Source organism: Kitasatospora griseola (genome assembly GCF_044999035.1).
Taxonomy (GTDB): domain Bacteria; phylum Actinomycetota; class Actinomycetes; order Streptomycetales; family Streptomycetaceae; genus Kitasatospora; species Kitasatospora griseola.
In genome coordinates, this window is record NZ_CP173360.1 from 6,516,871 (window position 1) to 6,540,806 (window position 23,936).

24 protein-coding genes are annotated in these 23,936 nt (G+C 73.9%); 16 read left to right on the forward strand and 8 right to left on the reverse strand.

From position 1 onward, the window contains the following. Nucleotides 1–209 precede the first annotated feature (209 nt). The 4 genes from ACI1MP_RS29580 (at nucleotide 210) to ACI1MP_RS29595 (ending at nucleotide 3,066) form a co-directional block, all read left to right on the forward strand. Nucleotides 210–449, forward strand: coding sequence for a DUF397 domain-containing protein (locus ACI1MP_RS29580; RefSeq protein WP_388000683.1), 240 nt, complete (start codon nucleotides 210–212; stop codon nucleotides 447–449). 833 nt (nucleotides 450–1,282) lie between these two features. Next, entirely contained in the window at nucleotides 1,283–1,777 is a 495-nt protein-coding gene (locus tag ACI1MP_RS29585; RefSeq protein ID WP_043908989.1) for a hypothetical protein, read from the forward strand. 5 nt (nucleotides 1,778–1,782) lie between these two features. After that, nucleotides 1,783–1,863 carry a putative leader peptide gene (locus ACI1MP_RS29590; RefSeq protein WP_363478054.1) on the forward strand — a complete coding sequence of 27 codons (81 nt, stop codon included), beginning with the start codon at nucleotides 1,783–1,785 and terminating at the stop codon, nucleotides 1,861–1,863. Nucleotides 1,864–1,920: 57 nt separating this feature from the next. Then, nucleotides 1,921–3,066 (forward strand): acyl-CoA dehydrogenase family protein, encoded by a 1,146-nt coding sequence (locus ACI1MP_RS29595; protein ID WP_404869867.1) that lies wholly within the window; start codon nucleotides 1,921–1,923, stop codon nucleotides 3,064–3,066. A 16-nt stretch (nucleotides 3,067–3,082) separates the two neighbouring features. Here ACI1MP_RS29595 and ACI1MP_RS29600 read toward each other — a convergent pair whose 3' ends face one another. Then, complete coding sequence (locus tag ACI1MP_RS29600) at nucleotides 3,083–4,243, reverse strand: aminoglycoside phosphotransferase family protein (protein ID WP_232734278.1); 1,161 nt, start codon at nucleotides 4,241–4,243, stop codon at nucleotides 3,083–3,085. A gap of 417 nt (nucleotides 4,244–4,660) precedes the next feature. Here ACI1MP_RS29600 and ACI1MP_RS29605 point away from each other — a divergent pair, with 417 nt between their 5' ends. The 4 genes from ACI1MP_RS29605 to ACI1MP_RS29620 all read left to right on the forward strand — a co-directional run bounded on the left by ACI1MP_RS29605 (nucleotide 4,661) and on the right by ACI1MP_RS29620 (nucleotide 9,094). After that, the gene (locus tag ACI1MP_RS29605) at nucleotides 4,661–6,130 is read left to right on the forward strand and encodes a hypothetical protein (protein ID WP_404869868.1); all 1,470 of its coding nucleotides are present in this window, start codon (nucleotides 4,661–4,663) and stop codon (nucleotides 6,128–6,130) included. A 271-nt stretch (nucleotides 6,131–6,401) separates the two neighbouring features. Further along, nucleotides 6,402–7,829, forward strand: coding sequence for a hypothetical protein (locus ACI1MP_RS29610; RefSeq protein ID WP_100589318.1), 1,428 nt, complete (start codon nucleotides 6,402–6,404; stop codon nucleotides 7,827–7,829). A gap of 10 nt (nucleotides 7,830–7,839) precedes the next feature. Next, nucleotides 7,840–8,577 carry a DUF1775 domain-containing protein gene (locus ACI1MP_RS29615; RefSeq protein ID WP_404869869.1) on the forward strand — a complete coding sequence of 246 codons (738 nt, stop codon included), beginning with the start codon at nucleotides 7,840–7,842 and terminating at the stop codon, nucleotides 8,575–8,577. A 46-nt stretch (nucleotides 8,578–8,623) separates the two neighbouring features. Then, complete coding sequence (locus ACI1MP_RS29620; RefSeq protein ID WP_404869870.1) at nucleotides 8,624–9,094, forward strand: DUF1877 family protein; 471 nt, start codon at nucleotides 8,624–8,626, stop codon at nucleotides 9,092–9,094. 19 nt (nucleotides 9,095–9,113) lie between these two features. Here the strand turns inward: ACI1MP_RS29620 and ACI1MP_RS29625 are convergent, their stop codons facing one another. Beyond that, a complete protein-coding gene (locus ACI1MP_RS29625) occupies nucleotides 9,114–10,310 on the reverse strand; it encodes an MFS transporter (RefSeq protein ID WP_380341350.1) in 1,197 nt (398 codons plus the stop codon). Between the two features lie 87 nt (nucleotides 10,311–10,397). Between ACI1MP_RS29625 and ACI1MP_RS29630 the strand changes: the two genes are divergently transcribed. After that, complete coding sequence (locus tag ACI1MP_RS29630; protein WP_404870849.1) at nucleotides 10,398–11,378, forward strand: ArsR/SmtB family transcription factor; 981 nt, start codon at nucleotides 10,398–10,400, stop codon at nucleotides 11,376–11,378. 51 nt (nucleotides 11,379–11,429) lie between these two features. Here the strand turns inward: ACI1MP_RS29630 and ACI1MP_RS29635 are convergent, their stop codons facing one another. Beyond that, nucleotides 11,430–11,882 (reverse strand): VOC family protein, encoded by a 453-nt coding sequence (locus ACI1MP_RS29635; protein WP_380341347.1) that lies wholly within the window; start codon nucleotides 11,880–11,882, stop codon nucleotides 11,430–11,432. Nucleotides 11,883–12,046: 164 nt separating this feature from the next. Continuing rightward, nucleotides 12,047–12,889, reverse strand: a complete 843-nt coding sequence (locus ACI1MP_RS29640; protein ID WP_404870850.1) for an undecaprenyl-diphosphate phosphatase — start codon at nucleotides 12,887–12,889, stop codon at nucleotides 12,047–12,049. A gap of 298 nt (nucleotides 12,890–13,187) precedes the next feature. Here ACI1MP_RS29640 and ACI1MP_RS29645 point away from each other — a divergent pair, with 298 nt between their 5' ends. Continuing rightward, nucleotides 13,188–14,423 carry an acyl-CoA thioesterase/bile acid-CoA:amino acid N-acyltransferase family protein gene (locus tag ACI1MP_RS29645; RefSeq protein ID WP_404869871.1) on the forward strand — a complete coding sequence of 412 codons (1,236 nt, stop codon included), beginning with the start codon at nucleotides 13,188–13,190 and terminating at the stop codon, nucleotides 14,421–14,423. A 46-nt stretch (nucleotides 14,424–14,469) separates the two neighbouring features. Here ACI1MP_RS29645 and ACI1MP_RS29650 read toward each other — a convergent pair whose 3' ends face one another. Further along, the gene (locus ACI1MP_RS29650) at nucleotides 14,470–15,105 is read right to left on the reverse strand and encodes a GNAT family N-acetyltransferase (RefSeq protein WP_404869872.1); all 636 of its coding nucleotides are present in this window, start codon (nucleotides 15,103–15,105) and stop codon (nucleotides 14,470–14,472) included. A 151-nt stretch (nucleotides 15,106–15,256) separates the two neighbouring features. Here ACI1MP_RS29650 and ACI1MP_RS29655 point away from each other — a divergent pair, with 151 nt between their 5' ends. Both ACI1MP_RS29655 and ACI1MP_RS29660 read left to right on the forward strand, forming a co-directional pair. After that, nucleotides 15,257–16,093 (forward strand): EamA family transporter, encoded by an 837-nt coding sequence (locus ACI1MP_RS29655; protein ID WP_404869873.1) that lies wholly within the window; start codon nucleotides 15,257–15,259, stop codon nucleotides 16,091–16,093. A 311-nt stretch (nucleotides 16,094–16,404) separates the two neighbouring features. Further along, on the forward strand, nucleotides 16,405–17,106 hold the full coding sequence (locus ACI1MP_RS29660) for a B3/4 domain-containing protein (protein ID WP_404870851.1): 702 nt from the start codon (nucleotides 16,405–16,407) through the stop codon (nucleotides 17,104–17,106). Between the two features lie 7 nt (nucleotides 17,107–17,113). Here the strand turns inward: ACI1MP_RS29660 and ACI1MP_RS29665 are convergent, their stop codons facing one another. The 3 genes from ACI1MP_RS29665 to ACI1MP_RS29675 all read right to left on the reverse strand — a co-directional run bounded on the left by ACI1MP_RS29665 (nucleotide 17,114) and on the right by ACI1MP_RS29675 (nucleotide 19,883). Next, nucleotides 17,114–18,151, reverse strand: a complete 1,038-nt coding sequence (locus tag ACI1MP_RS29665; protein ID WP_404869874.1) for a DNA gyrase subunit B — start codon at nucleotides 18,149–18,151, stop codon at nucleotides 17,114–17,116. A gap of 243 nt (nucleotides 18,152–18,394) precedes the next feature. Further along, nucleotides 18,395–19,159 (reverse strand): LamB/YcsF family protein, encoded by a 765-nt coding sequence (locus ACI1MP_RS29670; RefSeq protein WP_404869876.1) that lies wholly within the window; start codon nucleotides 19,157–19,159, stop codon nucleotides 18,395–18,397. 262 nt (nucleotides 19,160–19,421) lie between these two features. Then, on the reverse strand, nucleotides 19,422–19,883 hold the full coding sequence (locus tag ACI1MP_RS29675) for a MarR family winged helix-turn-helix transcriptional regulator (protein WP_380341336.1): 462 nt from the start codon (nucleotides 19,881–19,883) through the stop codon (nucleotides 19,422–19,424). A gap of 71 nt (nucleotides 19,884–19,954) precedes the next feature. Here ACI1MP_RS29675 and ACI1MP_RS29680 point away from each other — a divergent pair, with 71 nt between their 5' ends. From ACI1MP_RS29680 to ACI1MP_RS29695, 4 genes are all read left to right on the forward strand, one after another. Next, complete coding sequence (locus ACI1MP_RS29680; RefSeq protein ID WP_404869877.1) at nucleotides 19,955–21,439, forward strand: MFS transporter; 1,485 nt, start codon at nucleotides 19,955–19,957, stop codon at nucleotides 21,437–21,439. Between the two features lie 115 nt (nucleotides 21,440–21,554). Continuing rightward, the gene (locus ACI1MP_RS29685; RefSeq protein WP_404869878.1) at nucleotides 21,555–22,622 is read left to right on the forward strand and encodes a DUF2804 domain-containing protein; all 1,068 of its coding nucleotides are present in this window, start codon (nucleotides 21,555–21,557) and stop codon (nucleotides 22,620–22,622) included. A 60-nt stretch (nucleotides 22,623–22,682) separates the two neighbouring features. Then, on the forward strand, nucleotides 22,683–23,462 hold the full coding sequence (locus tag ACI1MP_RS29690) for a maleylpyruvate isomerase family mycothiol-dependent enzyme (protein ID WP_380341329.1): 780 nt from the start codon (nucleotides 22,683–22,685) through the stop codon (nucleotides 23,460–23,462). After that, nucleotides 23,444–23,932, forward strand: coding sequence for a hypothetical protein (locus ACI1MP_RS29695; protein WP_404869879.1), 489 nt, complete (start codon nucleotides 23,444–23,446; stop codon nucleotides 23,930–23,932). Before ACI1MP_RS29690 ends, ACI1MP_RS29695 begins: the two co-directional genes overlap by 19 nt. The last annotated feature ends 4 nt before the right edge of the window (nucleotides 23,933–23,936 follow it).

The window sequence follows — 23,936 nt, forward strand, 5'->3', positions numbered from 1 at the left end:
CCCTACCTCGAACGGACCTCGGCAGCCCGCCTTTAGCACAGGTGTCGGCCGGACACGGCCGGATCGGACCATCTCCACCACCCGCGGGGCAGACCTGGCGCTGTCCGTGAGGCCGGGCGCCCGTGCTGGCTAGGCTGGCCGCTCGACACAGATGCTCGACGCGGACGACACGGCCGACGCGGATGACGGGCAGCGGAGGGAGCAGCACCATGGCGGCACAGGCGGCGGACCGGCGCAAGATCGAGCTGGACGTGAGCGGAGCCGAATGGCGGTCCGCGGGCGACGACCCGAACGGCGTGCAGATCGCCTTCGTCGACGGATACATCGCGATGCGCAACGGCGCGGAGCCGGACGGGCCGGCGCTGATCTTCACCCCCGCCGAATGGCGGGCCTTCGTGCTCGGCGCGCGGGACGGCGAGTTCGACCCGAACCGGCGGCCGGAGGCCTGAAAGCGGCGCCCCGGGGCCGAACTCGGCAGGAATGCGGCCCCCGGTGTCGAATTCGGCCGGACGCGGGCGGATTTCGGTCGTTTCGCAGGTGACCGGTACGCCCGGACTGCCCTGATCCGCACCCGTCGAAACCGCTCGCAAAGGTGACGAGCGGGCATACTCCCAGGTTACAAAAGAGTTCTGATGGGCCGAAACTTGTTGACTGTCCGACAAGCCTGCCAGAGAGTAAGAGCAGGCAGACGCCGTGCCGACCGCCCCCACGCGGTCTGGCACGGCGCCCGCTTGTGCTGCCCGTCACCGGCGCCGATGACGGGCCCTCCCACCCTTGACCGCACAGAGTGCGGCTGCCGTCGCGACGGGAGCGGGCCCGACCGGGAAGAGCTACTCCCCGAACAGGCCGAGACCCGGATTCCGCACGCCCCCACGCGGCGGTGATCCGGGCAAGGTCCGCGAACGCGACGGCAGAAGGGCCCCGCGGACCTGGCTCGGTGTTCCATATGGCTTTGTGTGCCGCTTCGACAGGGCCGTTCGCCGCTCACGACCGCCGCGGCGTCCGCAGGCTCCCGCAAGGGCGAAGTCCCATTGAATCAGCAAATGGTGCTTGTGAGTTCACACAACCTGAGTTCACACGGCCGTGTGCGCAGTGAGGGAACGCGCGCAGGGCACGCTGCGACAAGCCGCACCCTGTGGATCTCGCCCGGAGCGGCCGTCGTGCTGAACCGAACGTAGCCCGGACGGTTGCTCAGAGTCAACATTGGTCCCTGAGCGTAGATCCCGGCCTGATCGCGGACCCACTCACCGGCCCCGGCCCACCGGGCACGTACGATGGGCCCATGTCATTTCTCCGCCGTCGCTCCGGACAGCCCGCCGGCCCGGACTTCGACGTCCTGGCCATGGATCCGGGCGACTGGCCCGGCCTGTTCGGGGCCATGATCATGGCCGCTCCGGACGGCTCCTGCCAAGGCATTTTCCTGCGCTACGACCTGCTCGGCGGCCGCGGCCCGGCCATGCTGATCGGCAACGTCCCGCAGGGGTCGCCCGCCCGCGACAGCGAGGACGGCGTGCCCTTCGAGGTCCGCCAGCTGCTCGCCGCCCTGGAGAACGACGAGCCGGTGGAATTCGTCTCCGCCGAGGACTTCCCGGTCATGCTCGGCGACGACCTGCTGATCGTCCGGAAGGTCAAGGTCAGCGAAGGGCGCCTGTACTGCTCCCAGTTCGGGCGCAGCGACGACGTCCAGGTCACCATCGCCTCCTGGGACCGACCGATTTCGGACGACCTCTACCAACTCCTGAAGCCGCTTCCGGCGGAGATGTTCCAGCAGGACTAGGCGCGATGCCCCGGCCACTGCTGCTCACCCGCCGCCTGCACGTGGACCTCCGGCGCACCGCCGGCGCGACCTGTCCGGCGTCCTGACCCACCCCGGAGTCCAGGACCGCCCGACCGACCACGCCAGCCCGGAGGAACGCCGCCATGCCCCGCACCCCCGCGCACAGCCCCGCCGTCACCGCACCCGTCGTCGAGCGGGACCCCCACGAGTCGGCCACCGCGCTCGACCGGGCCCTCGACCGGCTGCCCCGGGTGGTCGACCTGCTCGCCGCCCGCGCCGCCGAACACGACCGCGACGGCACCTTCCCGTACCAGGGCGTCGAAACCGTCCACGAAGCCGGACTGCTCACCCTGACGGTCGGCCAGCGCTACGGCGGGCCCGGCGCCGGACTCGCCGACACCGTACGGGTGTTGAGCCGGCTCGGCCGCGGCGACGCCTCCGTCGCGCTGCTCACCGCCCACACCCTGCTGCACCACGCCGAACAGGCCCGCACCGCGCCCTGGCCGGCCGCGCTCTACCGGCGGCTGCTCACCGAATCCCGCCGCGGCCCCGCGCTGGTCGGCACCCTGCGGGCCGGAACCGGCCGGCCGCCCGCCGTCACCGCCCACTGGCACGGCGACGCCTGGCAGCTCACCGGCCGCGCCGCGCACTGTGCCGGCGCCGAGGCCCTCGCCTGGCTCGCCGTCGAAGCCCGCACCGAGGAGCAGCAGCCCCGTACCGGGCTGTTCCTGGTCCGCGCCGACAGCGTCGGGCTGGAGATCGACCCCGCCGCGGATCAGCTCGGCCTGCGCGCCGCCGCCGGACACGACGTCCTGCTGGACGGCGCCCGGGTCGGCACCGACGCCGCCCTGCTGTCCCGCACCCCGGTGGCGGCGGCCCACCCGCTGACCGCCGCCTGGCGTCAACTCGCCCTCACCGCCGTCCTGCTGGGCACCGCCCGGGCCGCCCTCGACTGGTCCGCCGGCCGCCTGCGCGGCACCGCCGCGCACTGCCGCCCGGTCGGCGAACTCGACGCCCGGCTCACCGGCGCCGAGGAACTCGTGCACGGCCTCGCCGCCCGCACCGACGCCGACCCGGCCGCCGCCGAACGGGCCCCCACCGTCCAGCTGTTGGCGGCCCGCACTGCCGCCGACACCGTCCAGCAGGCGCTCACCCTCACCGGCAGCGCCGGCCTCGACCGCCGCCACCCGCTGGAGCGCCACCTGCGCGACACCCTCAGCCTGCGCACCCAGCTGCCCGCCGAGGACGCCGTCCTGGACGCCCTCGGCCGAGCCCTGCTGGGCAGTTGACGATCCGCCGGGCGGATCAGCGGGTGCCGACCGCCGCGCGGACCGCGCGGCGGGCCAGCGACGCGTCGTCGTACAGCCGACGGATCATGATCCGCTGCTCCTCGCCCGCCCCCGGGAGGTCGTGGATGCGCAGCTCCCGCATCAGCACCAGCGTCAGGTTGACCAGGAACGCGTCCCGGGCCAGCGTGCCGCCGGACTGGGCGAGTTGGCTGATCTGCCGACGCGCCGCGGTGTCGCCCGACAGCACGCTCCACAGCACCGCCAGGTCGTAGCCCGGCAGGTACCAGCCGGCCTGCTCCCAGTCGAGCAGCACCGGGCCGGACGGCGCCAGCAGCATGTTGCCCAGCAGCGCGTCGCCGTGGCACAGCTGCCGCGGCACCGCGGCCAGGCCGTGCAGCAGGGCGCGCAGGTCGCCCGCGTCCCGGTCGGTGAGCAGGCCCAGCGAGTGGAAGCGGGCGATCTCCGTCTGGTAGTCCAGCGGCTGGTCGAACACGTCCGTCGGCGGGCGCCACAGGTTCAGCGTGCGCACCGCGCCGAGCACCGCCCGCACCTCGCCCGGGGTCGGCGCGTTCGCCGGGTGCCGCTCGCGGGCCGCCGGACGGCCCGGGACCCGCTCCAGCACCAGCACGCAGCGGTCGTGGTCCGCCGCCACCAGCCGCGGCATCCGCACCGGCGGACGGTGCCGCACGAACGCCCGGTACACCGCCACCTCGTGGTGGAACCGGTCCACCAACTGCGCCGCCTGCGGACCGCGAAGCGCCGCCGGCGCCAGGCACTTGGCCACCACCGGGGCCCGGCCGATGGTGCCCGCGACCAGGACGTGCCGACTGCCCTCCCGCAGCACCTGCCGGGGGAGGAACGCCGGACATATCCGCGCGACGTTGGCGAGCACCGCACGCACCGCAGGGGTCTGCAGCGCGGCCGGATCCACCCGGTCCACGAACGCCTCCGCGCCCCGCCCGGGCACCGGACGGCCGAACCGGCCCGCCTGCTCCGGCATCGGGCGGGTCACCAGGGTGGTGCGCCCGCGCGGGTCGCGCAGCTCCACGGCGCGCTGCGCGGGACGGCCCGCGCCTGCGGTCGGGGGGCGCAGACCGGAGCGTTGAGGGCGCGCGACCGCGCCGTCCACCCCGATCGGGGCGGTCGGGCGAGTACCGGTACTGGCTGTGGAGTACATGGGCGGGTGAGGGTCCTTCCTTGACCGGCGGCAAAGCTTCACGAGGCCCGGGCGGGCTGGGACCGGGCCGTCGGGCGGGGCGCGGGCACCGGGCGCGGAGCAGGCCCGCCGAACCGTCCGCACCCTGGGGAAATGCGTCCGATCCGACCGTCCGTGCCGTGCCCGGAGCCCCCGCGCCACCCGGTCGCGCCACCCCCTGAACCAGTCAATCGGGAACGGCTCCTGACGGGCCGTCGGGTCGACATCCGGGCCGGTCGGGGGCCGTTCCGACGCGAAGTCGGGGTGGCGCATTCCTACCTGACACCCGATCGGCACTGGCACACCACATAGCGCACCCTGGCGAACCCTGGCGAATGGTCGCTTGGCATGTGACAGAACGATTAGGGTCGGGCTCAGCCGATGAACCTGGGGGCTCATTTGAGCAGGGGGCCGAACAGCAGGTTGGCCGACCATTTCGCACTGACCGGCTGGTCGAAGGGCGAATTGGCACGGCTGGTCAACCGGCGGGGTGCGGCACTGGGCGAGCAGCAGCTGTCCACCGACACCTCCCGGGTCCGGCGCTGGATCGAGCAGGGAGAGATCCCGCGCGACCCGGTGCCGAGGGTGCTGGCGGCCGTGTTCACCGAGCGGCTCGGCCGTGTCGTCACCACCGAGGACCTAGGTCTCGAACGGCACCGACCCGCCAGGTCCGCCAACACGGCAGCGCCGCCGACGGAGCCCGGGGCACCGGATCGGACGGCCGCGGTCCTCGCCGAGTTCACGGGAATGGACCTCATGCTGAACAGACGCGGACTGGTCGGCGCCTCCGCAGCCCTCGCAGCGGGCGCGGTCATCGCCGACAACCTGCACGACTGGCTCACCGGCGGCACCACCGCCGCCGCCCGCCCCGGTCCCCGCCGCCTCCCGGCCACGGGCGTGGTGGCCGACGTCAACGAACCCGGCCCGGTCGGCAACGAGGAGGTCGCCGCCCTCGAACGCTCGGTCGAGGTGTTCCGGGCCTGGGACGCCTCCCGCGGCGGCGGCCTCCAGCGCAAGGCCGTGGTCGGCCAACTCAACGAGGTCGGCGGGCTGCTCGCGCACCGCCACCCCGTCGCCCTGGAACGCCGGCTCTGGACGGTCGCCGCCAACCTCGCCGTGCTGGCCGGCTGGATGTCCCACGACGTCGGCCTCGAACCCACCGCCCAGCGCTACTTCGTGATCGCCGCGCAGGCCGCCAGGGAGGCCGGCGACCGCCCCCGGGCCGCCGAGGCGGTCTCCCGCGCCGCCCGCCAGATGCTCCACCTGGGCCGCGCCGACGACGCCCTCGAACTCATGCAGCTGGCCCGGGCCGGCACCCGCCCCGCCGACGGCGCACTGCCCCGCACCCGCGCCATGCTGTGCACCGTCGAAGCCTGGGCGCAGGCCTCGCTCGGCCGCTCCGACGCCACCCACCGGGCCCTGGGCGAGGCCGAGCACCTGTTCGTCCAGGACGCCGACGGGCCCACTCCCAGCTGGATGCAGCTGTTCGACGAGGCCGAACTGCACGGCATGCAGGCCTTGGTCCACCGCACCCTCGCCGAACACGACGCCGCCGCCGTCCCGTTGGCCGTTCACCACGCCCGGCAGGCCATTCGGCTGCGGCAGAAGAGCGGCCGGGAACGCTCCGCCCTGCTCGACCGGATCACCCTCGCCTCCGTGCACTGGATCGCCGACGAGCCGGACGCGGCCGTGGCGCAGGCCGACCGGGTCCTCGACGGGATCGACCAGACCTCCTCCAGGCGCACCTGGGACCGGCTGCGCGCGATGGACCGGCTCTCCGCCCGCCACCAGGACCGCCCGGCCGTCGCCGAGCTTCGCGAACGGATCCGCGCCGCACTGCCCGCGCCCCGCGAGCCCCGGCCGATCTGAGCCACGCCGGGCCGCTCCCGGCGGCGGGCCCGTGCGGCGCCGGGTCGAGCGTCCGGAACCGGTCGATCCGGTACGGACGGATCCGGTTCCGCGCGGGCGGAGCCGCTCCCCGCGGGCCCGTACCTGCGGAAATCCGTTGCCCTGTGTGCGGATCGGCCCCCCAGGCGGTAACCTTCGGTGATTCCGGCGCCCGGGCGCCTGAGCTGTGCCAACCGACCCCGGCGACGGAAATCCCGTTGCCTTGACGACCGCCGCAACGGATGCTGACCTCATGTTCGAGCCAGTGATAGCGCCCAGCGCCAGCCTCCTCGGCCTCCTCCAGAGAGGCCGCGGAGACGGGCAGCTGCATGCGTTGGCCGCAGACCGCGACGAGGCGATCGCCGCCGTCGAGAGCTGCGTGACCAACGACCCTCGCGCCGACTGGCAGGTCGAGAACCGCTCCCTGTACTACGCCCGGCTCTACATGGAGTTGGAGGCCCCCCTCACCGGCCTCGAACTCCACCTCACCTCCCCCGAGGACGCCACCGACACCGACGAGGCCCGCACCGGCCTCGCCCTGGCCGTACTCGGCCACCTCGCCGGCTACGGCCGCCGCGACGCCCTCGACCTGCTGCGCGCCTACACCACCACCGGGACCAACTGGGCCTGGGCCCTCGACGAGCTCGCCCTGCGCGACTCCGACGAGGCCCTGCTCGCCCTCGCCCCGGCCGTCCTGCGCCGCTTCCCGGCCGACCCGGAGGGCGACGCCGAACTGCGCGAAGCCATCCGCGCCGCGTACGAGCCGCGGGTGTGGCGGCTGTGGGCCGTCCACCACCCACGGGTCGCCACCGCGAGCGAGCAGTCGCCGTTCGACCTGTGGCAGCGACAGCTCAACCGCCAAGGCGTCACGCCCGGTTGGTCCACGGCCGACGTGCTCGCCTGGGCCGATCAGGGCGAGGGCCGCGAGCCCGGCGCGCTCGCCAGGCGCGCCGCCGCGGCCGCCCGCTGCCTGACCGCCGTGGTCCGACCCGAGGACGCGCCGCTGCTGCACGAGGCCGCCGCCGGCGGCCCGGCCGGCGCCCGCTGCACCGCGCTGCGGTACCTGGTCGAGCAGCGCGACCCGGCCGCCGCCGAGCACATCGAGGCCGCCGCCGCCGACCTGGACCACCGGATCGTCGCCACCGCGCTGGAACTGCTCGGCCGGATGCGAGGTCCCGAGGCGCTCACGCACGCCCGCCGCTGGGCCGACCCGGCGACCGGCAGTGCCGACAGCGCCCTCGGCCAAGCCGCCGTCCGCCTCCTCGCCGACGCGGGCGAAGCCTGCGACGCCCCGCTGGTGGTCGCCGCACTCCATCAATGGATCTCCCTGAACGGCGTCACCGGCACCGGCCTCGGCAGCCTCGTCGACGGCATCGGCCGACTGCGCGCCCACGCCGCGGTGCCCGCCCTGCGGCACGTCTACGGCGAAGCGGTCTCCTCGGAACTGCGCGGCCGGGCCGCTCAGGCCCTGGCCGTCACCGACCCGTACTTCGGGGAGGGGCCCGCGGTCGAGTGCCTGTGGGACTGCGAGGAGTCCACCCGGGAGCTCGCCGCCACCCATGTCATCACCACGGGCGACGCCCGCGTTCTCGAACGCCTGCGCCGACTGGCCGCCGACCCGGCCGAAGAAGCCGAGGTCCACGCCGCCGTTCGGGGCCGCTTGACGGCCCGCGACCGGTAGAGTCACGCCCATGCAGCGACCGCGAGCGCCTCGCCACGCCCTGACCGCCCTCCTCAGCCTGGGGGTGGTCCTCGGGGCGGCCGGCCCCGCCGCCGCGCACGTCGAGGTCAACTCCTCGACCGCGCAGGCGCTCGCCGTCGATGCCACTGTCACCTTCTCCGCCGAGGGCGAGTCCTCCACGGCGGGCATCACGGACGTCAAGGTCACGCTGCCCGCCGGGCTCGCCCCCGCCGACGTCACGCCCGACAAGACCCCCGACGGCTGGGCCTTCACCCCCACCGCCGACGGCTGGACGGTCGCCGGCCCGGCCCTCGCGCCCGGCGCGGCCGCCGAGTACAGCGTGAAGGTCCGTCAACTTCCGTCCACCACTTCGGTGGTGTTCAAGACCCTGGTCGACTACTCCGACGGTCGCACCGACCGGTGGATCGAGACCCCGCAGGGCGACGCCAAGCCGGAACACCCCGCGCCCGTCCTCGCGCTGCGCCCGGCCGCGGCCGGCGCCACCGCGCTGCCTGCCGCCGCGGCGCCCTCGGCCCCGGCCCCCGCCGCCTCGGTCTCCGCCACCCTCACCGCCAGCGCCCCGCCGTCGCCCACGCCGTCCGGCAGCACCGAGAAGGCCGACGACGACAACGGCGAGAGCACCACGACGATCGTCCTCGGCGGCCTGATCGCCGTCGCAGTGATCGGCACGCTGGTCGCCCTGCTGGTGCGCCGCCGCTCAGGGCGCTCCGGCCGCTCCCCCCGCTAGGCCGTCCCAGCCGCTGCTGTCGCAGACGGCTGCCAGGATGCCGCGCATGAGCACCCTCGGCAGTCAGCTCCGGCTCTCCGCCGCCGACCTCGCCCGCGCCGTCGAAAAGCCGGGCTGGGTCGAGGAGTTCAGGGACGAGCAGGCGGAGCGGGAAGAGCTGCGCGCGCCCTCCGCGCGGTGCCTCCACGAGACCGGGCCGGCCCGGGACGAGCCGGCCGTGCTGCTGGGCCGCTTCGACCTTCCCGCCGACCTCGTCCACGGCGACCGGCCGCTCCCCGGCGCGGAGGGCCGGGGCTACGGCCCGCCCCGCCTCCTCACGCCCGAGCAGGTCGCGGCTGTCGAACGCCGGTTGGCCGACCTCCCGTTCGACGTCCTGGCCGCCGACCTCGACCCGGCCGCACTCGGGGACGACGACCCGCACGCGCTCGACCGCCTCGCCGCCGAGTACGCCGCCCTGCGCACGTTCCTCGCCCGGACCGCCTGCTACCGCCACGGCCTGCTGGTCCGGCATGCGTGATGCTCCGGCCGGCGAGGTGTCAGGCCACGGCCGGTCGGCCGTGCGGGAGGGTGCGGACGGACGGGGCGAGGAGCGGGAGCAGCGTCAGGGCGGCCTGGGCGAGGGCGGTGGTGGCGGCGACGGTGTGCGGGCCGTAGTGGGCGGCGAGCGGGCCGCAGGCCAACTGGCCCAGGGGGATGGCGAGGTAGGAGAAGACGTCGGCGTGGGAGGCGACCCGGGAGAGCACGTCGGCCGGCAGGTGTTCCTGGAGCGAGGTGTCCCAGGCGGTGGAGGCGAGCGCACTGCCGAGGCCGGCGACGAGGGCGGCGGCGACCAGCCACGGGACGGTGGCGTGCAGGCCGAGGGCGAGCAGGGGCAACGGGAGTGCCAGGCCCGCGAGTTGACCGGCGGCGAGCAGGCGGGGCAGGGCCAGCCGGTAGAGCACGGCGCCGGCCAGCAGCAGGCCGGCGCCCCGGGCGCCGAGCAGGGTGCCCCAGAGGGCGGGGCCGGAGAGCTGGGGGCCGAGGATCTGCCAGGGCCCGGTGAGCAGCAGGTTGGTCGCGCAGTACGACCAGGTCGTCCACCAGATCCACCGGGTGCGCCGGAACGCCGTCCAGCCTTCGCGCAACTCCGGTAGCAGGGCGGCGCGTTGGCTGCGGATCCGGCCGGCGGGCAGCCGGGCCAGGCAGAGTGCCGCCGGCAGGTAGCTGAGCGCGTCGACGGCCACCGCCCAACCGGCGCCCGCGCTCGCCACCAGCAGTCCGGCCAGGGCCGGGCCGAACACCTTGCTGCCGTTCGCGGCGATGCCCAACAGGGCGTTGGCGGGGCGCAGTTGCTCGCGGGGGACGAGCTCGGGCAGGACGCCGACCAGGGCGGGCGAGGTGAAGGCCGTGAGCAGGCCGTTGAGGAACTCCAGGGCGGCGATCGGGCCGAGTGCGTAGTGGCCGGTCAGCAGCAGGGCCGCGACCGCGCCCTGGGTGAGGCCGGCCCCGAGGTGGGTGGTGAGCAGGACGGTGCGGCGCGGCAGGCGGTCGGCGATCGCGCCGCCCAGCAGCAGGAACGCCAGCATGGGGAGCGTCCGCAGGGCGAGCACGACGCCCAGGTCGGCGGCCCGGCCGGAGCCGTCGAGCACCGCGAACGCCAGCGCCACCGGCGCCATCGCGCTGCCGAACAGCGAGATCGCGCGGCCGGTGAAGAACCGGCGGAAACCGGAGTGGTGAAGGAGTGGTGGAAGCATCCGCAGAGTGTGCGAGGGTGCGCCGCCGGGGCTCTATCGTTTCGCCGTTCACCGAAACCTGGAGGAGGGGCGGACTTCGTCGTGGTGATGCTGAGACTGGACTCGCTGGCGCTGTCGCGCTCCCGGTTCGCCCTGTCGCCGTTCGCCGAGACGCTCGCGACGATCGTCCAACTCGCCCGGCCCGCAGCCGATTCGTGGCATCCGCAGTGGCACGCCCGGCACCGGGTGGCGTTCCTCGACCGGCTGCGGACGGACCCGTACGCGCGGGGGCTGGTCGGACTGATCTCGGCCACCAAGTACCTGCCGGACCATCTGGTGGTGCCGCCGGGCGGGGGGATGGAGACCACCCTGGAGTCCGAACTCGCCGAGGTGGCGCGGGTGCCGGACGAGGCGGTGCGGGAGAGTCTGCGGCTGTCGGTGGCGCACAGCTGGGAGGACCGGCGGCAACTGGACTGGTTCACCGGACGTGACCACGGGGCGCGGGCCGCCGAGCTGTTCCGCGAGGTCTGGGACACCCACGTCGCCGCCGACTGGCCGGCCCGCCGGGCCGTCCTGCAGCGCGACGTCACCCACCGGGCCGGGCTGTTGGCCGCGCACGGCTGGCCGCGGGCCCTGCACCTGATGAACCGCCGCAGCGCGTGGGTCGGCGCGGACGCCATCCGGTTCAGCGACCAGCCCGGCCCGGACCGGATGGTCGGCGCGGACGGAATGCTGTTCGTCCCGATCAGCGCCCGCCGCAGCTCCTGGCTGTGCCACGCGCCCGGCCGGCCGCACGCACTGGTCTACCCGGCCCGCGGGACGGGCGTCGCAAGCCCCGCGTCCGGCGGCGACCGGGCCCTCGCCCGGCTGGTCGGCGCGGGTCGCGCGGTGATCCTCCGCCATCTCGACGTCCCCGCCACCACCAGCGAACTCGCCGCCCTGATGGGCCAGTCGGTGGGCACGGTCGGCGGCCACCTGGCCGTCCTGCGCGACACCGGCCTGGTCGACCGCACCCGGCTCGGCCGCCGCGTCCTCTACCACCGCACCCCGCTCGGCGACCACCTCGCCGACGGCGCGCCCGAGCTGTGACGCACCCTCGGCCCGCCTTGGCGGTCCGCCCACTGATGGTGTGACGGCCGGTCAGGCGACGCAGAACTCGTTGCCCTCCGGGTCGAGCATCACCCACCAGTGGCCGATCGGACCCTGGTCGTGCTCCTTGACACGGGTGGCGCCGAGGGACTCCAGCCGGTCCACGGTGGCGTCGAGCCGGCCGTCGGAGTGGATGTCGAGGTGCAGCCGGTTCTTGCCGGCCTTGGGCTCGGGCACGTCCTGGAACAGGATGCGACGGCCCTTGCCGATGCCGCTCAGCGGGTCGTAGGGGTCCTCGGGGTGGCGGACGGCCGCGTACCCGCGGAACTCCTTGCGCCCGTCCGGGTGTTCGAGAACGGCGGCGGCGGGGAGGCGGCCGGCGGCGAGCAGCGAGTCGATCAGCGCGGTGGGGTCCTCGACCTCGTACTCGAGGGCGGCGGCCCAGAACTCGGCGATGGTGGAGGCGTTGGCGCTGTCCACGACCAGTTTCCAAGCGAGTGTCATGGCATGGCATCTAATCGCACATTTGATCGATTCACAATCGATGCCGGTGGGGTCGGCGTGTCGTGTCGGAACGGCTCCGGGGGCGTGAAGCAGGGCGCGGGCGGCACGAAGAAGGGCGGGCCGTCCGGAGGTTCCGGGGCCCGCCCTTTCCAGGGTGGCAGCGGTCAGTGCACCGCGCCCGCGTCCGGGGCGAGGACGCCGGCGGTGACCAGGCCGATGATGGTGGCGCCGAGCAGGACGCGGTAGATCACGAACGGCATGAAGCTGTTGTTCGAGATGTACTTCAGGAACCAGGCGATGGCCGCGTAGCCGACCGCGAAGGCGATCAAGGTGGCCAGGACGGTCGGACCCCAGGCCGGGGCCGGGCCCTCGCCGATCTTGAAGAGTTCGAGGGCGCCGGAGGCGAGCACCGCCGGGATGGCCAGCAGGAACGAGTAGCGGGCGGCCGCTTCGCGGCTGTAGCCGAGGAACAGGCCGGCGCTGATGGTGCCGCCGGAGCGGGAGACGCCCGGGATCAGCGCCAGCGACTGGGCCGCGCCGTAGATCAGGGCGTGCGGGAAGGTCAGCGAGCTGATCGGGCGGGCATTGCGGACGGCGCGCGAGCGGTCGGCGACGGCGAGGATCAGGCCGAACACGATCAGCGTGGTGCCGATCAGGCGCAGATCGCGCAGGGTGGTCTCGATGGTGTCCTGGAACAGCTTGCCGATGATGCCGATCGGCAGCGTGCCGACGATCACGTACCAGCCGAGCTTCGCGTTCCGGTCGCTCCGCCACTCCGCCTTGAACAGCGACAGCGTCCAGGCCTTGATGATCGCGCCGATGTCGCGGCGGAAGTAGATCAGCACCGCGGACTCGGTGCCCAGCTGCGTCACCGCCGTGAACGCCGCGCCCGGGTCGTCCCAGCCGGCGAGGGCGGAGAACACCCGCAGGTGCGCGCTGGAGGAGACCGGCAGGAACTCGGTCAGGCCCTGTACCAGGCCGAGCACGGCCCCGTGGAACCAGTCGATCACCGGACTACCCCCGCGGATATCGCTCGATGGTTCAGCATGGCGTCAGTCCTGTTCGCTCGTGGGGTGGTCCGGCGGCGGCTCGGGGGCTCGGTCCGGCGTGGCCGCATGATAGGGGCTCCAGGTGTCGCGGAGTTCGCAACCGGGCATATGTGAATATTTCCATGCGTTTCGGGCGGCGAATTGCGCAGGATCGTTCGGGCGTCCAACCTCCGCGCCCGGAGCGGAAGTTCGGGACCGGCGCGGTTGATCGCGGCTCCCGCCGGGGGCAGAATGCTCCGCGACACAGGGGGATGGAATGGTCTGGACAACCCGCCGCGCGCTGGGCTCCGCCGCCTTGGCCGCGCTGCTGCTCACCGGCTCGGCCGGCTGCACGTCGGGATCGGGTCGGCACCACCTGGTGATCACCGCCGACGAGAAGGACACGCTGGTCGACCGGCCCGTGCACCTGGTGCTGGCCGGTCTGCGGCAGGGCCAGGAGGTGACCGTCACGGCCGAGGCCGAGGACCTCCTCGGCATCGGCTGGAAGTCCACGGGTGTCTACCGCGCGGACCACAACGGCACGGTCAGCCTCGACCGGGACGCGCCGATCAGCGGCTCCTACCGCCAGGCCGACGGGATGGGCCTGTTCTGGTCGATGCTCCCGACCAACGGCAGCGTCAACACGGTGTTCAGCCCCCCGTCGCCCGTCACCGCCCCCGACTTCCCGGTCCGGATCACCGCCACCGCCGACGGCCTGGCCGCCGCCGAGCACACCGTGACCCGCCGGTGGACGGTCGACGGCGTCACCCACGCCGAGCTGAACCTCGACACCGACCACGTGCGCGGCACCCTCTTCCTGCCGCCCGCCGGGACGCCCGCCAAGACCCCGGTCCTGCTGTTCGGCGGCTCCGAGGGCGGCAACTCGGGCGTCGACGCCGCCGCGCTGCTCGCCTCGCACGGTCACCCCGCGCTGTCCATCGCCTACTTCGGGCTGTCCGGACTGTCGCCCACCCTGCAGAACGTCCCCGTCGAGTACACGGTCGGTGCGGCCCGGCTGCTCGCCGAGCGGACGGGCGCCACCGGCATCGCCATCGACGGAAACTCGCGCGGCAGCGAGCTCGCCCTGCTGGTCGCCGCCCAACTTCCCGATCTGGTGCGGCGGGTGGTGGTGTTCGCGCCGTCCGCCGAGATCAACGGCGGCCTGCCGGACGGGACGGCCTGGACCGAGAACGGCGCGCCCGTCCCGACCGGGCCGATCGCGCTGGACCGGATCCCCGCGTCCATCCTGGCCGTCGCCGGGGAGAACGACCGGCTCTGGCCCGCGCCGCGCTGGGCCCGGCAGATCGGCACCCCCACCGCCGCCGCGCCGAACCGGCAGGCCCTGCTCTACCCCGGTGCCGGACACGCGGTCGCCGGCCTCCCGTACCTGCCCGCCGGGAGCACCGCCACCCCGCTCATCGGCGCCCCGCTCGACCTGGGCGGCGACGCCGCGGCGAACGAGGCCGCGCACCTGGATGCCTGGCCGAAGTTCCTGTCGTTCCTGGACAGTTGACGGAAGTTGACGGAAGTTGACGGGCAGTTGACGTTTCGACGGCCCGTCAGCCGACGTCCCGGGCCGCCCACTCGGCGCGGGTCAGCTCGTACACCACGTCGCCGTGCTCGCTGCCCGGGATCGGGTCCGGCCAGTCCTCGAAGAACGTCCGGACGTGGCGCAGTCCGGCCCGCTCCAGCACCCGGCGGGACGCGGAGTTCACCGCCATGGTGGTGCCCACCACCCGCTCCGCCCCCAATTCGTCGAACGCCGCACCCACCAGAGCGACGGCCGCCTCACTCGCGTACCCCCGCCCCCAGGCGGCGGGCAGCAGCCGGTACCCGACCTCCAGCCCGCCGGCCGGACCGGTCTCCAACCCCACCGAGTGCGCCGGACGCAGCGCGGCCCAGCCGAGGAACGGCTCCTCATCGGTGGTCAGCGCCCAGCAGCCGAGCCCGGCCGGCAGCCGCTCGTACTCGCGCAGCAGCGCCGGGAGCACCTCGTCGGCGACCTGCGCCGGGGGCATCGGGCGGCCGTCCTCCAGGTGTCGCATCACCTGCGGGTCGCCGCACAGCGCGGTGACGGCCGGGAGGTCGGCGGGGGAGAGGCGGCGCAGGGTGAGCCGGGCGGTGCGCAGCCTGATGTCCGTGGGGTTGGCGGGGTTCGCAGGGTTGGCGGGGTTCGTCGGGTTCGTTGGGTTCATAGGGGTGAGCAGAGCAGTCGGGCGCGGGGTGCGGCAAGCGCTTTCTGGTTGCCTGCGGCGGGGCGGAACAGTTCGAGCGATCAGTGTGTTGGTCTGCTTCGTACAGTCTGATGTACCGTTCCGGTGTTCCGCTCCACGGTTGGGAAATGCCATGATCGCTCTGCTGCTGGCCCTCGGCAGTTCGCTCGCCTACGGCTGCGCCGACTTCCTCGGCGGCCTCGGCTCGCGCCGGGCGCACGTGCTGCGCACCGTGCTGATCGCCGCCCCCGCCAGCCTGCTGGTCGAGCTGGCGATGTGGCCGTTGCTCGGCGCGACGTTCGACGCGGCGGCGATCGGCTGGGGCGCGGCCTCCGGCGCGGCCTCGGCGGCGGCCTTCGCGCTGCTGTACCGCACGTTGGCGATCGGCCCGATGAACGTGCTGTCCCCGGTGACCGCCCTGGTGTCGGCGGTACTCCCGGTCGCCGTCGGCCTGCTGCAGGGTGAACACCTCGGCGCCGCCGGGCTGCTGGGCCTGCCCCTGGCCCTGGCGGCCGTGGTGCTGGTCAGCGCGGGCACGGCGGACGGCCGGGCCCGGGTCTCCCGGACCGCGTTGCTGCTCGCATTCGGGGCGGGCGCCGCGATCGCCGTCCAGCTGGTCTGCCTCCACCAGGCCCCCACCGGCAGTGGCATCGCCCCACTGATCGTCGGACGGACCGTCACCTCCGCACTCACCCTGACCGCCGCCGCGATCTGGCGCCGCCGGCTCGGTCCCGAACGCCCCGCGTACCGCTTGGCGGCAGCAGCCGGAGTGCTCGACTCGACCGCCAGCGTCCTCTTCCTCCTGGCCGCCCGCACCGGCGACCTCACCGCCGTGGCCGTCATCACCGCCCTCTACCCGGCCGGTACCGTCCTCCTCGCCCGCGCCGTCCTCGCCGAACGCATCCACCGCACCCAACTCGCCGGCCTCGGCACCGCCGCCCTCGCGGTCGGCCTGCTGGCGTTGGTGTGAACGGGCGCGCGATTTCGGGGCTCCGGTGCGGAGCTCAGCCGGCCGGCTGCGGCCGGGACCGGCGTGCCGCGAGTCGGAGGGTGGGGGCCGAGGCTGCGTTCGGAGTGGCCCTCCATTGCTTGAGCGCAGCTCGGCCCGGGAGGTACTGGGGGCGGCCGCGTCGCACTGCCGAGCTGTGGTCCAGATGTTGCTGCGGTCGTCAGGCTGTCCTCGTCGCCCCGCACTCCACTCACCTGTCCGAATCGGGCGTGGCGCATCGCGTTCGGATGTCCGCGTTCTGTCCGCATCTCTCTGAACGGAGCACCGTCCGGATGACGTCTGTGTACCTGCACCCGGCTGTCGCCGAGGCCTTTCCCGACACTCGGATTGCCCTCGTCACCGCCCGGGGCATTCGGGGGACCGAGCCGTGGCCCGGGACCGTTGCCGTGATCGAGCGGTTGGAGCGGGAACTTGCCGAGGGCGTCTGGCGGCCGGCGGACGAGGGTGATTCGCGGATCGGGGTGTGGCACGCCGCGTATCGGGCCTTCGGCGCCAATCCGCGGCGGGTTCGGCCGAGTGTGGATGCGCTGGGGCGGCGGCTGGCGAAGCAGGGGGTGCTGCCGCGGATCAACTCGGCGGTGGACTCGTACAACGCGGTGTCCGTCCGGCACGGGCTGCCTGCCGGGGCGTTCGATCTGGCGGCGGTGGACGGGGAGGTGGTGATCGGGTTCGCCGATGGCGGTGAGGGGTTCACGCCGCTCGGGGAGCCGGAGGTGGTGGAGCGGCCGAAGGCGGGTGAGGTGATCTACCGCGATGCGGCGGGCGTTCTCACTCGGCACTGGAACCATCGGGACGCGCACCGTACCCGGGTCACCGAGCATTCGGTGGAAGCGTTGTTCCTGCTGGAGACGCTGCAGCCGGACGAGGGACAGTTGGCGTGCGCCGCAGGAGAGTTGGCCGAGCTGCTGGCGCCGCACAGTGCGGGGGTGGAGGTGCGGTACCTCGACCCGGGGCAGGCCCGGGTCGAGGTCTGAGGCGGTGTCAGTGGGCGGTCGGCGCGGCCGCCCGCTCCGGGTGTTCGTCCCGCCAGGTCTCCAGCGCCTGCTGGACGGCTTCCGCGACGCAGGCCCGGACCGGAGTGTTGCCGAGGATGTCGCGGCGGCAGCCCTCGTAGCTCGGTTCGTCCAGCTTCACCGAGACGACCGCCGTCAGCCGGGCATCGGGGCCGAGTACGGCGGCCACGCCGTCGCGGAAGCCCTCCAGGTGGGTGCCGCCGTCGACGCGGCGGGAGTTGGCGAACGTCGCGATCTGCGGTTCGCCGTCGCCGGCCGGGGCGAGGGCGATCGCCATCGACCCGCCCATCCGGTCGTCCTCGCGTTCGACGACGATCGCCTCGGCCGGGTCGGCGCCGAGGCGGGCGAGGAACTCCCGGACGCCGTCGGGGGAGTGGAAGCGCTCGGTGTGCGGGACGTCCCCGCGTGCGTCGGTCAGGGTCAGGTCCAAGGTGCGGTTCAGTGCGGCGAGTTCGCGGAAACGCTCGGTCAGGGTGGAGCGGTCGAACGTCACCGTCTCGAAGATCTCCGGGTCGGGCCGGAAGGTGATGGTCGTGCCGGTGCCGGTGCCGGTGCCGGTGCCGTCCGCCGGGCCGGTCGGGTGCGGTGGAGCGACCGGCCTGCCGCGGGAGTACTCCTGGCGGTTCGTCACTCCGCCGTGCCGTTCTTCGGCGACCAGTCGGTCGGAGAGCGCGTTGACCACGACGAGGCCGAGGTCGAACCAGCTGACGACGTGACGACCGCCCCGGCGCGGGCCGGCCACGTGCAGGACCGTCAACTGCTCGTCGAGGGGCCGCCGGTAGACGCCGTCGTGGGTGACCCGCACGCTCCCGTCGGCCAGCAGGGCGACCTCCACCCGGCCGGCGTGCCCGAGCAGCACCTCGTCCATGGCCGACTCAGCCACCTCGTACAGCAGGTTGTGCAGGCCCCGCTCGCCGGCTGAGCCGATGTACATCCCGGGCCGTTTCCGGACCGCCTCCAGGCCCTCCAGCACCACGATCGAGCTGGCGTCGTACGTATCCGTCACAGTGTCCCCTCCGATGTGCTCGGGCAGTGCCCCAACCCTAGGGGAAATTGGAGAAAACACCAGGTCAGAGGCGGTTTGGCGAGGGCGTGCAGGACGTGCCGCGGGGGGTTTCGGAGGAGGCCCGCCGCCACGGTCACGGGTGGGGGCGCGAGGGGCGTGCGGGTGTCGCGGAGGGTGCGGGAGGGGCATTTCCGGGCGGCCGCGGGGCCACGAATTCGAGAAACTTTCGGCGGCGACGGCCCGTCAGGTGAAGGCCTCCACCCGGACGCCCGCGGAGGCCAGCGCGCCCCGGACCCGCCAGGCGAGTTGGGCCGCGCCGGGGGTGTCGCCGTGGACGCAGAGCGAGCGGGCCTGGACGGCGATGGGCTCGCCGCCGAGGGCCGCGACGGTGCCGTCGCGGGCGATGCCGACCGCGCGGGCGATGACCGCCTCGGGGTCGTGGACGACGGCTTCCGGGTCGCGGCGCGGGACGAGGGTGCTGGCCCAGGTGTAGGCGCGGTCGGCGAACGCCTCGGTGACGACCGGGAGCCCCACGCCCTCGGCGACGGCCAGCAGTCGGGAGCCGGGCAGGCCGAGCAGCGGCAGCGGGCCGTCGCAGATCGCGCCGGACCGCAGGACGCCCGAGACCACCGCCTCCGCCTGCTCGTTGTCGTGCACGACCCGGTTGTAGAGGGCGCCGTGCGGCTTGACGTAGGAGACCCGGGAGCCGGCGGCGCGGGCGAACACCTGGAGGGCGCCGATCTGGTAGGCGATCTCGTCGGCGAGCTCCTCCGGCGGGACGTCCATCGCGCGGCGGCCGAACCCGGCGAGGTCGCGGTAGGAGACCTGGGCGCCGATCCGCACGCCGCGCTCGGCGGCCAGCGCGCACACCCGGCGCATGGTGGACGGGTCACCGGCGTGGAAGCCGCAGGCGACGTTGGCGCTGGTGACCACCGAGAGCAGGGCTTCGTCGTCGGTGAGGCTCCAGCGGCCGAAGCCCTCGCCGAGATCCGCATTGAGATCAATCACCGCTTCGGCCACCACGCCTCGCCCGCCCTTTCCCGCGCGGTCCGACCCGGGGCCCCGGGCGCCCGCTCCTGGGGCGATCGTAGGGCCTGATCGTTTCGCCGGGGACGGGTGCCGGGCTCCGGGTGACAGGTTTTACCCGGCAGTTCCCAGGCCGAGGCGCACCGGCCACCCGCTCGGGTGCAACGCGGTCGGGGGAGCGTCCGGCGGCGCGAATTGACGCCGGGTCGGGGGCCGGGAGGAAGGAAGGGAGCGGGACGGGTCGTCAGCCGCGCGGCCAGGGGCGGCCCTGGATCTTCTCGATGTCGCGGTTGAAGCGTTCGAGTATCCCGGCGAACCCGGCGAGGTCCTCGGCCGTCCACTCGTCGACCACCCTGGCCAGTCCCTGGATCGACCAGTCGCGGTCGTGGTGGAGGCGGCGCAGGCCTTCCTCGGTGATGCGCAGCTTGCGGGCCACCCCGCCGTCCGGGTCGGGGATCCGGTCGACCAGGCCGGCCCGCAGCATGGCGGCGGTCTGCCGGTTGACGGTGGAGGTGTCCAGCCCGAACGCCTCGGCGAGCTGGCCGATGGTGAGCGGGCCCTCGGTCTCGATCCGGCTGAGCAGCGTGTACGCGCTGCGGTCGAGGCTGTCGGGACTGCCGGAGGTGCGGGCGGTGGCCAGCACCTGGTGGCGGCTGAGCAGCATCATTTCCCGCTCGATCAGGGCGAGTTCCTTGGCGTGCCGCATGCTCCTCCGTCCCGTGCGTCACTTTTCGGCAGCATATCCCGCAAGCGGTAAATATGTATGGTACACATTATATGCATCATGCATATCGTAGTCAGAGAGAAGAGAAGAACCCCATGAGTCAGGCACGCACCGGCCCTGTCGTCGGAGTGCTCGCCGGCGCGGGCATCGTGGTCTCGCTGATGCAGACCCTGGTCGTCCCGCTGATCCCCCAACTGCCGCAGCTGCTCCACACCACCGCCGCCAACGCGTCCTGGGCGATCACCGCCACGCTGCTGGCCGGCGCCGTCGCCACCCCGGTGCTCGGCCGACTCGGCGACATGTACGGCAAGCGCAGGGTGCTGCTGATCAGCCTCGCCCTGCTGGTCGTCGGCTCGGTGGTCTGCGGCCTCAGCAGCTCGCTCGCGCCGATGGTGGTCGGCCGTGCCCTGCAGGGCGTCGGCGCCGGCGTCATCCCGCTCGGCATCAGCATCATGCGCGACGAACTGCCGCCGCAGAAGCTCGGCTCCTCGATGGCGCTGATGAGTTCCTCGCTCGGCATCGGCGGCGCGTTCGGCCTGCCGCTGTCCGCCGTCATCGCGGAGAACGCCAGCTGGCACGCCCTGTTCTGGATCTCCGCCGCACTCGGCGCGCTGATCGCCGGCGCCGTCGTCGCGTTCGTCCCCGAATCGCCCGTGCGCTCCGGCGGACGCTTCGACGTGGTCGGCGCCATCGGCCTCACCATCGGCCTGGTCGCCCTGCTGCTCGCCATCTCCAAGGGCGGCGACTGGGGCTGGGCGTCCGGCTCCACCCTCGGCATGTTCGCCGTCGCGGCGGTCGTCCTCCCCGTCTGGGGCTGGTGGGAGCTGCGCACCGAGCAGCCGCTGGTCGACCTGCGCACCAGCGCCCGCCGCCAGGTGCTGATGACCAACCTGGCCTCCGTGGTGATCGGCTTCGCGATGTACGCGATGAGCCTGGTCTCCCCGCAGCTGCTCCAGCTGCCCACCAGCACCGGCTACGGCCTCGGGCAGTCGATGGTTCAGGCCGGCCTGTGGATGGCCCCCGCGGGCCTGGTGATGATGCTGCTCTCGCCGATCTCCGCCAAGCTGTCCCGGGCCAAGGGCCCCAAGGTCTCGCTGCTGGTCGGCGCCGTCATCATCACCGCGGGCTACCTCGCCGCGCTCGCCCTGATGGGCCACGCCTGGGGCGTCCTGGTGTTCTCCTGCCTGATCAGCGGCGGCATCGCGTTCGCCTACGCGGCGATGCCCGCACTGATCATGGGCGCCGTGCCGGCCTCCGAGACCGCCGCCGCCAACGGTCTGAACGCCCTGATGCGGTCCATCGGCACCTCCACCTCCTCCGCCGTCATCGGCGTGGTGCTGGCGCACATGACCATCGACTTCCACGGCCGCGCACTGCCGTCGGAGGGCGGTTTCCGCACGGCCTTCGTGATCGGCGCCGGCGCGGCCGTCCTGGCCGGCCTGGTCACCCTCGCCATCCCGGGCATCCGCAAGGTCGCTGCGCTGAAGGCCGTCCCGGCCGAGGCGGCGGCCGTGGCGGAGGGGGCTGCGGCGAAGTAGCCCCGCAGGGCGGGAAAATCGGGGGCGCGGGGACTGCACGACGAGCGCCGACCTGCGCCCCTGTTTTCGCGCCCACCGGCTCCCGTCCCCGGTTTCTCGGCAGTAGGGTGCGCGGATGGCGACCCATGAGCGTGAGATCACCGAAGCCGTCGACCTGTGCGGTCCGGACGGGCGGCTCAATCCTGCGGCGGTCGGGTGGTCCCGCACCCCGTTGCACCGGGCCAATCTGCGGGGGTGGGGGCGGACCAAGCGGTTCGAGTACTGGTGTGTCACCACGCCCACGCACCTGGTCGCGCTGACCGTCAGCGACCTCGACTTCCTGACGCTCGACGCCGTCCACTTCCTCGCCTGGGACGACCACGGCGTGCTGGAGGACCACGAACGCACCGCGCTCGCTCCCGGGCTGCCGCTGCGCCCCACCGCGATGCCGGAGGGCATCGCCGGCTCCGGCGGCCGGTACGGCGCGGACCTCGCCGTCGGGCCCGAGCGGCCCGGTCGTCGTCAGGTCCGGGTGGCGATCCGTCAGGAGAAGGACGGCGGGACCCGGTTGTCGGCCCGCGCGCTCACTGCGGACCTGCGGCCGCTCGAAGTGGACCTGCTGGTGGCGTTGCCGGAGGGCCACGAGACGATGTCGGTGGTCGTCCCCTGGGACGGAAAGCGCTTTCAGTACACCTCCAAGCACACGGCCCGCCCCGCCACCGGCACCGTCCGGCTCGGCGGTCGCACGTACGCGTTCGACGAGGACGCCTGGGGCGTGCTCGACCACGGCCGGGGCCGCTGGCCGCGTTCGCTCGGCTGGAACTGGGGCGCCGCGTCCGGCCGGACCGACGGGCACGTGGTCGGCCTCCAGTTCGGCGGACAGTGGACGGTCGGGACGGGCTCCACCGAGAACGCGCTCTGCGTGGACGGTCGGCTGAGCAAGATCGGCGACGAACTCGACTGGCAGTACGACCCGGCCGCCCCGCTCGCCCCCTGGCGGATCACCACGCCCGGCAGCGACCAGGTCGAGCTGACCTTCACCCCGTTCCACGACCGCCGGGTCCGCACCGAGGCCGGGCTGCTCGCCAACCGCACCGACCAGTGCTTCGGCCACTACCGCGGCAGCATCCGCACCGACGACGGCCTGCGGATCGCGGTGGACGGCCTGCTGGGCTGGGCCGAGGACGTCCGGATGCGCTGGTGACGGCGGGGCGCCCGGAAAATCGGTGTCCGCATCGTGGGCGCCGGTGATAGACATCCGCGCGTGGAAAAGAATCTTGATTTCGCCGGTCCCGCCCACGACGAGCTGCTGCGACTGATCGACGAGCGCTCGACGGCCTTCCGCGCCGCGATCGCCGCCGCGCCCGGCCTCGACGTGCCGGTGCCGTCCTGCCCGGGGTGGACGCTGCGCGACCTCGCCCAGCACATCGGCGAGGGCCGCCGGGCCTGGGCGGCGACGGTCGCCGCCGGGCCGACGGCCACCGGGAAGCTGGCGCCGCTCGGCGGGGCGACCGCGCCCGAGGAGCGCGAGGCGCTGCTCGGCTGGCTCGCCGAGTCGACGGAGCTGCTGCTGGCCGAGCTCCGCGAGGCGGGCCCGGACCGGGTCTGCTGGGGCTGGTGGGGCAAGTCGCAGACCCCGCTGACCAGCCGCGGTGTGGCCCGCCGCCAGGTGCACGAGATCTCCGTGCACACCTGGGACGCGCAGCTCGCCGCGGGCGTGTCCGAGCCGCTGCCCGCCGAGCTCGCGGTCGACTGCGTGGAGGAGTTCCTCTCCAGCATGTGCACCACCACGGAGGCGTGGCCGCACGAGCCCGCCACCGCCGACTACCACGCCGCCGAGGGCCGCTCCTGGCGCAACGACCTCTCCGCCGCCGGCGCGACCCTGGTCCCCGTCCCCGCGGACGCCGCGCCCACCGCCGCCGCCCACGGCTCGGCGAGCGACCTGGCGCTCATGTTCTACGGCCGCTTCCCGCTGGACGACCTGAAGCTCGACGGCGACCGCCGGCTCTTCGACCACCTGATCGAGTGGGACCCGGAGCGCTGACCCACCCCGCCGACCCGCCCGGGGGCCCGAACACCCCCGCTCCGCCGCCCAGTTGCCCCACCCACGGCCCGGGCCTCGACCCGGCCGGGCTGGTCGGCCGCCGGCTGATCGGGCTGGTGGCGTCCTGGTTCACGCCGCCCGGCGGCGAGCGCGAGCCCGAACCGGTGGACGTCCGGCTGCTCGACGACCGGGGCGGCCGCACTCGGATCACCATCGGCAGCGACTGGTGCCTGACCGTCGAGGACGAGACGCCGCACGGGGATCTCGACCTGGGGGAGTGGGGCCGCATCGAGGTCCGCCCAGACCGCGCCGGGACGCCGTTCGCCCGTCACCTCGGCGAGCCCGTCCTCGCCGCGCGCGAGGAGCATCACCCGCTCACCGGCCGTACCGCCCTCGAACTCGCCTTTCCCTCCGGCACCGTCCGCTGCGACGGCCGGTCCGGCGACCTGCGGGTCAGGGCCCTCGGTTGATGAT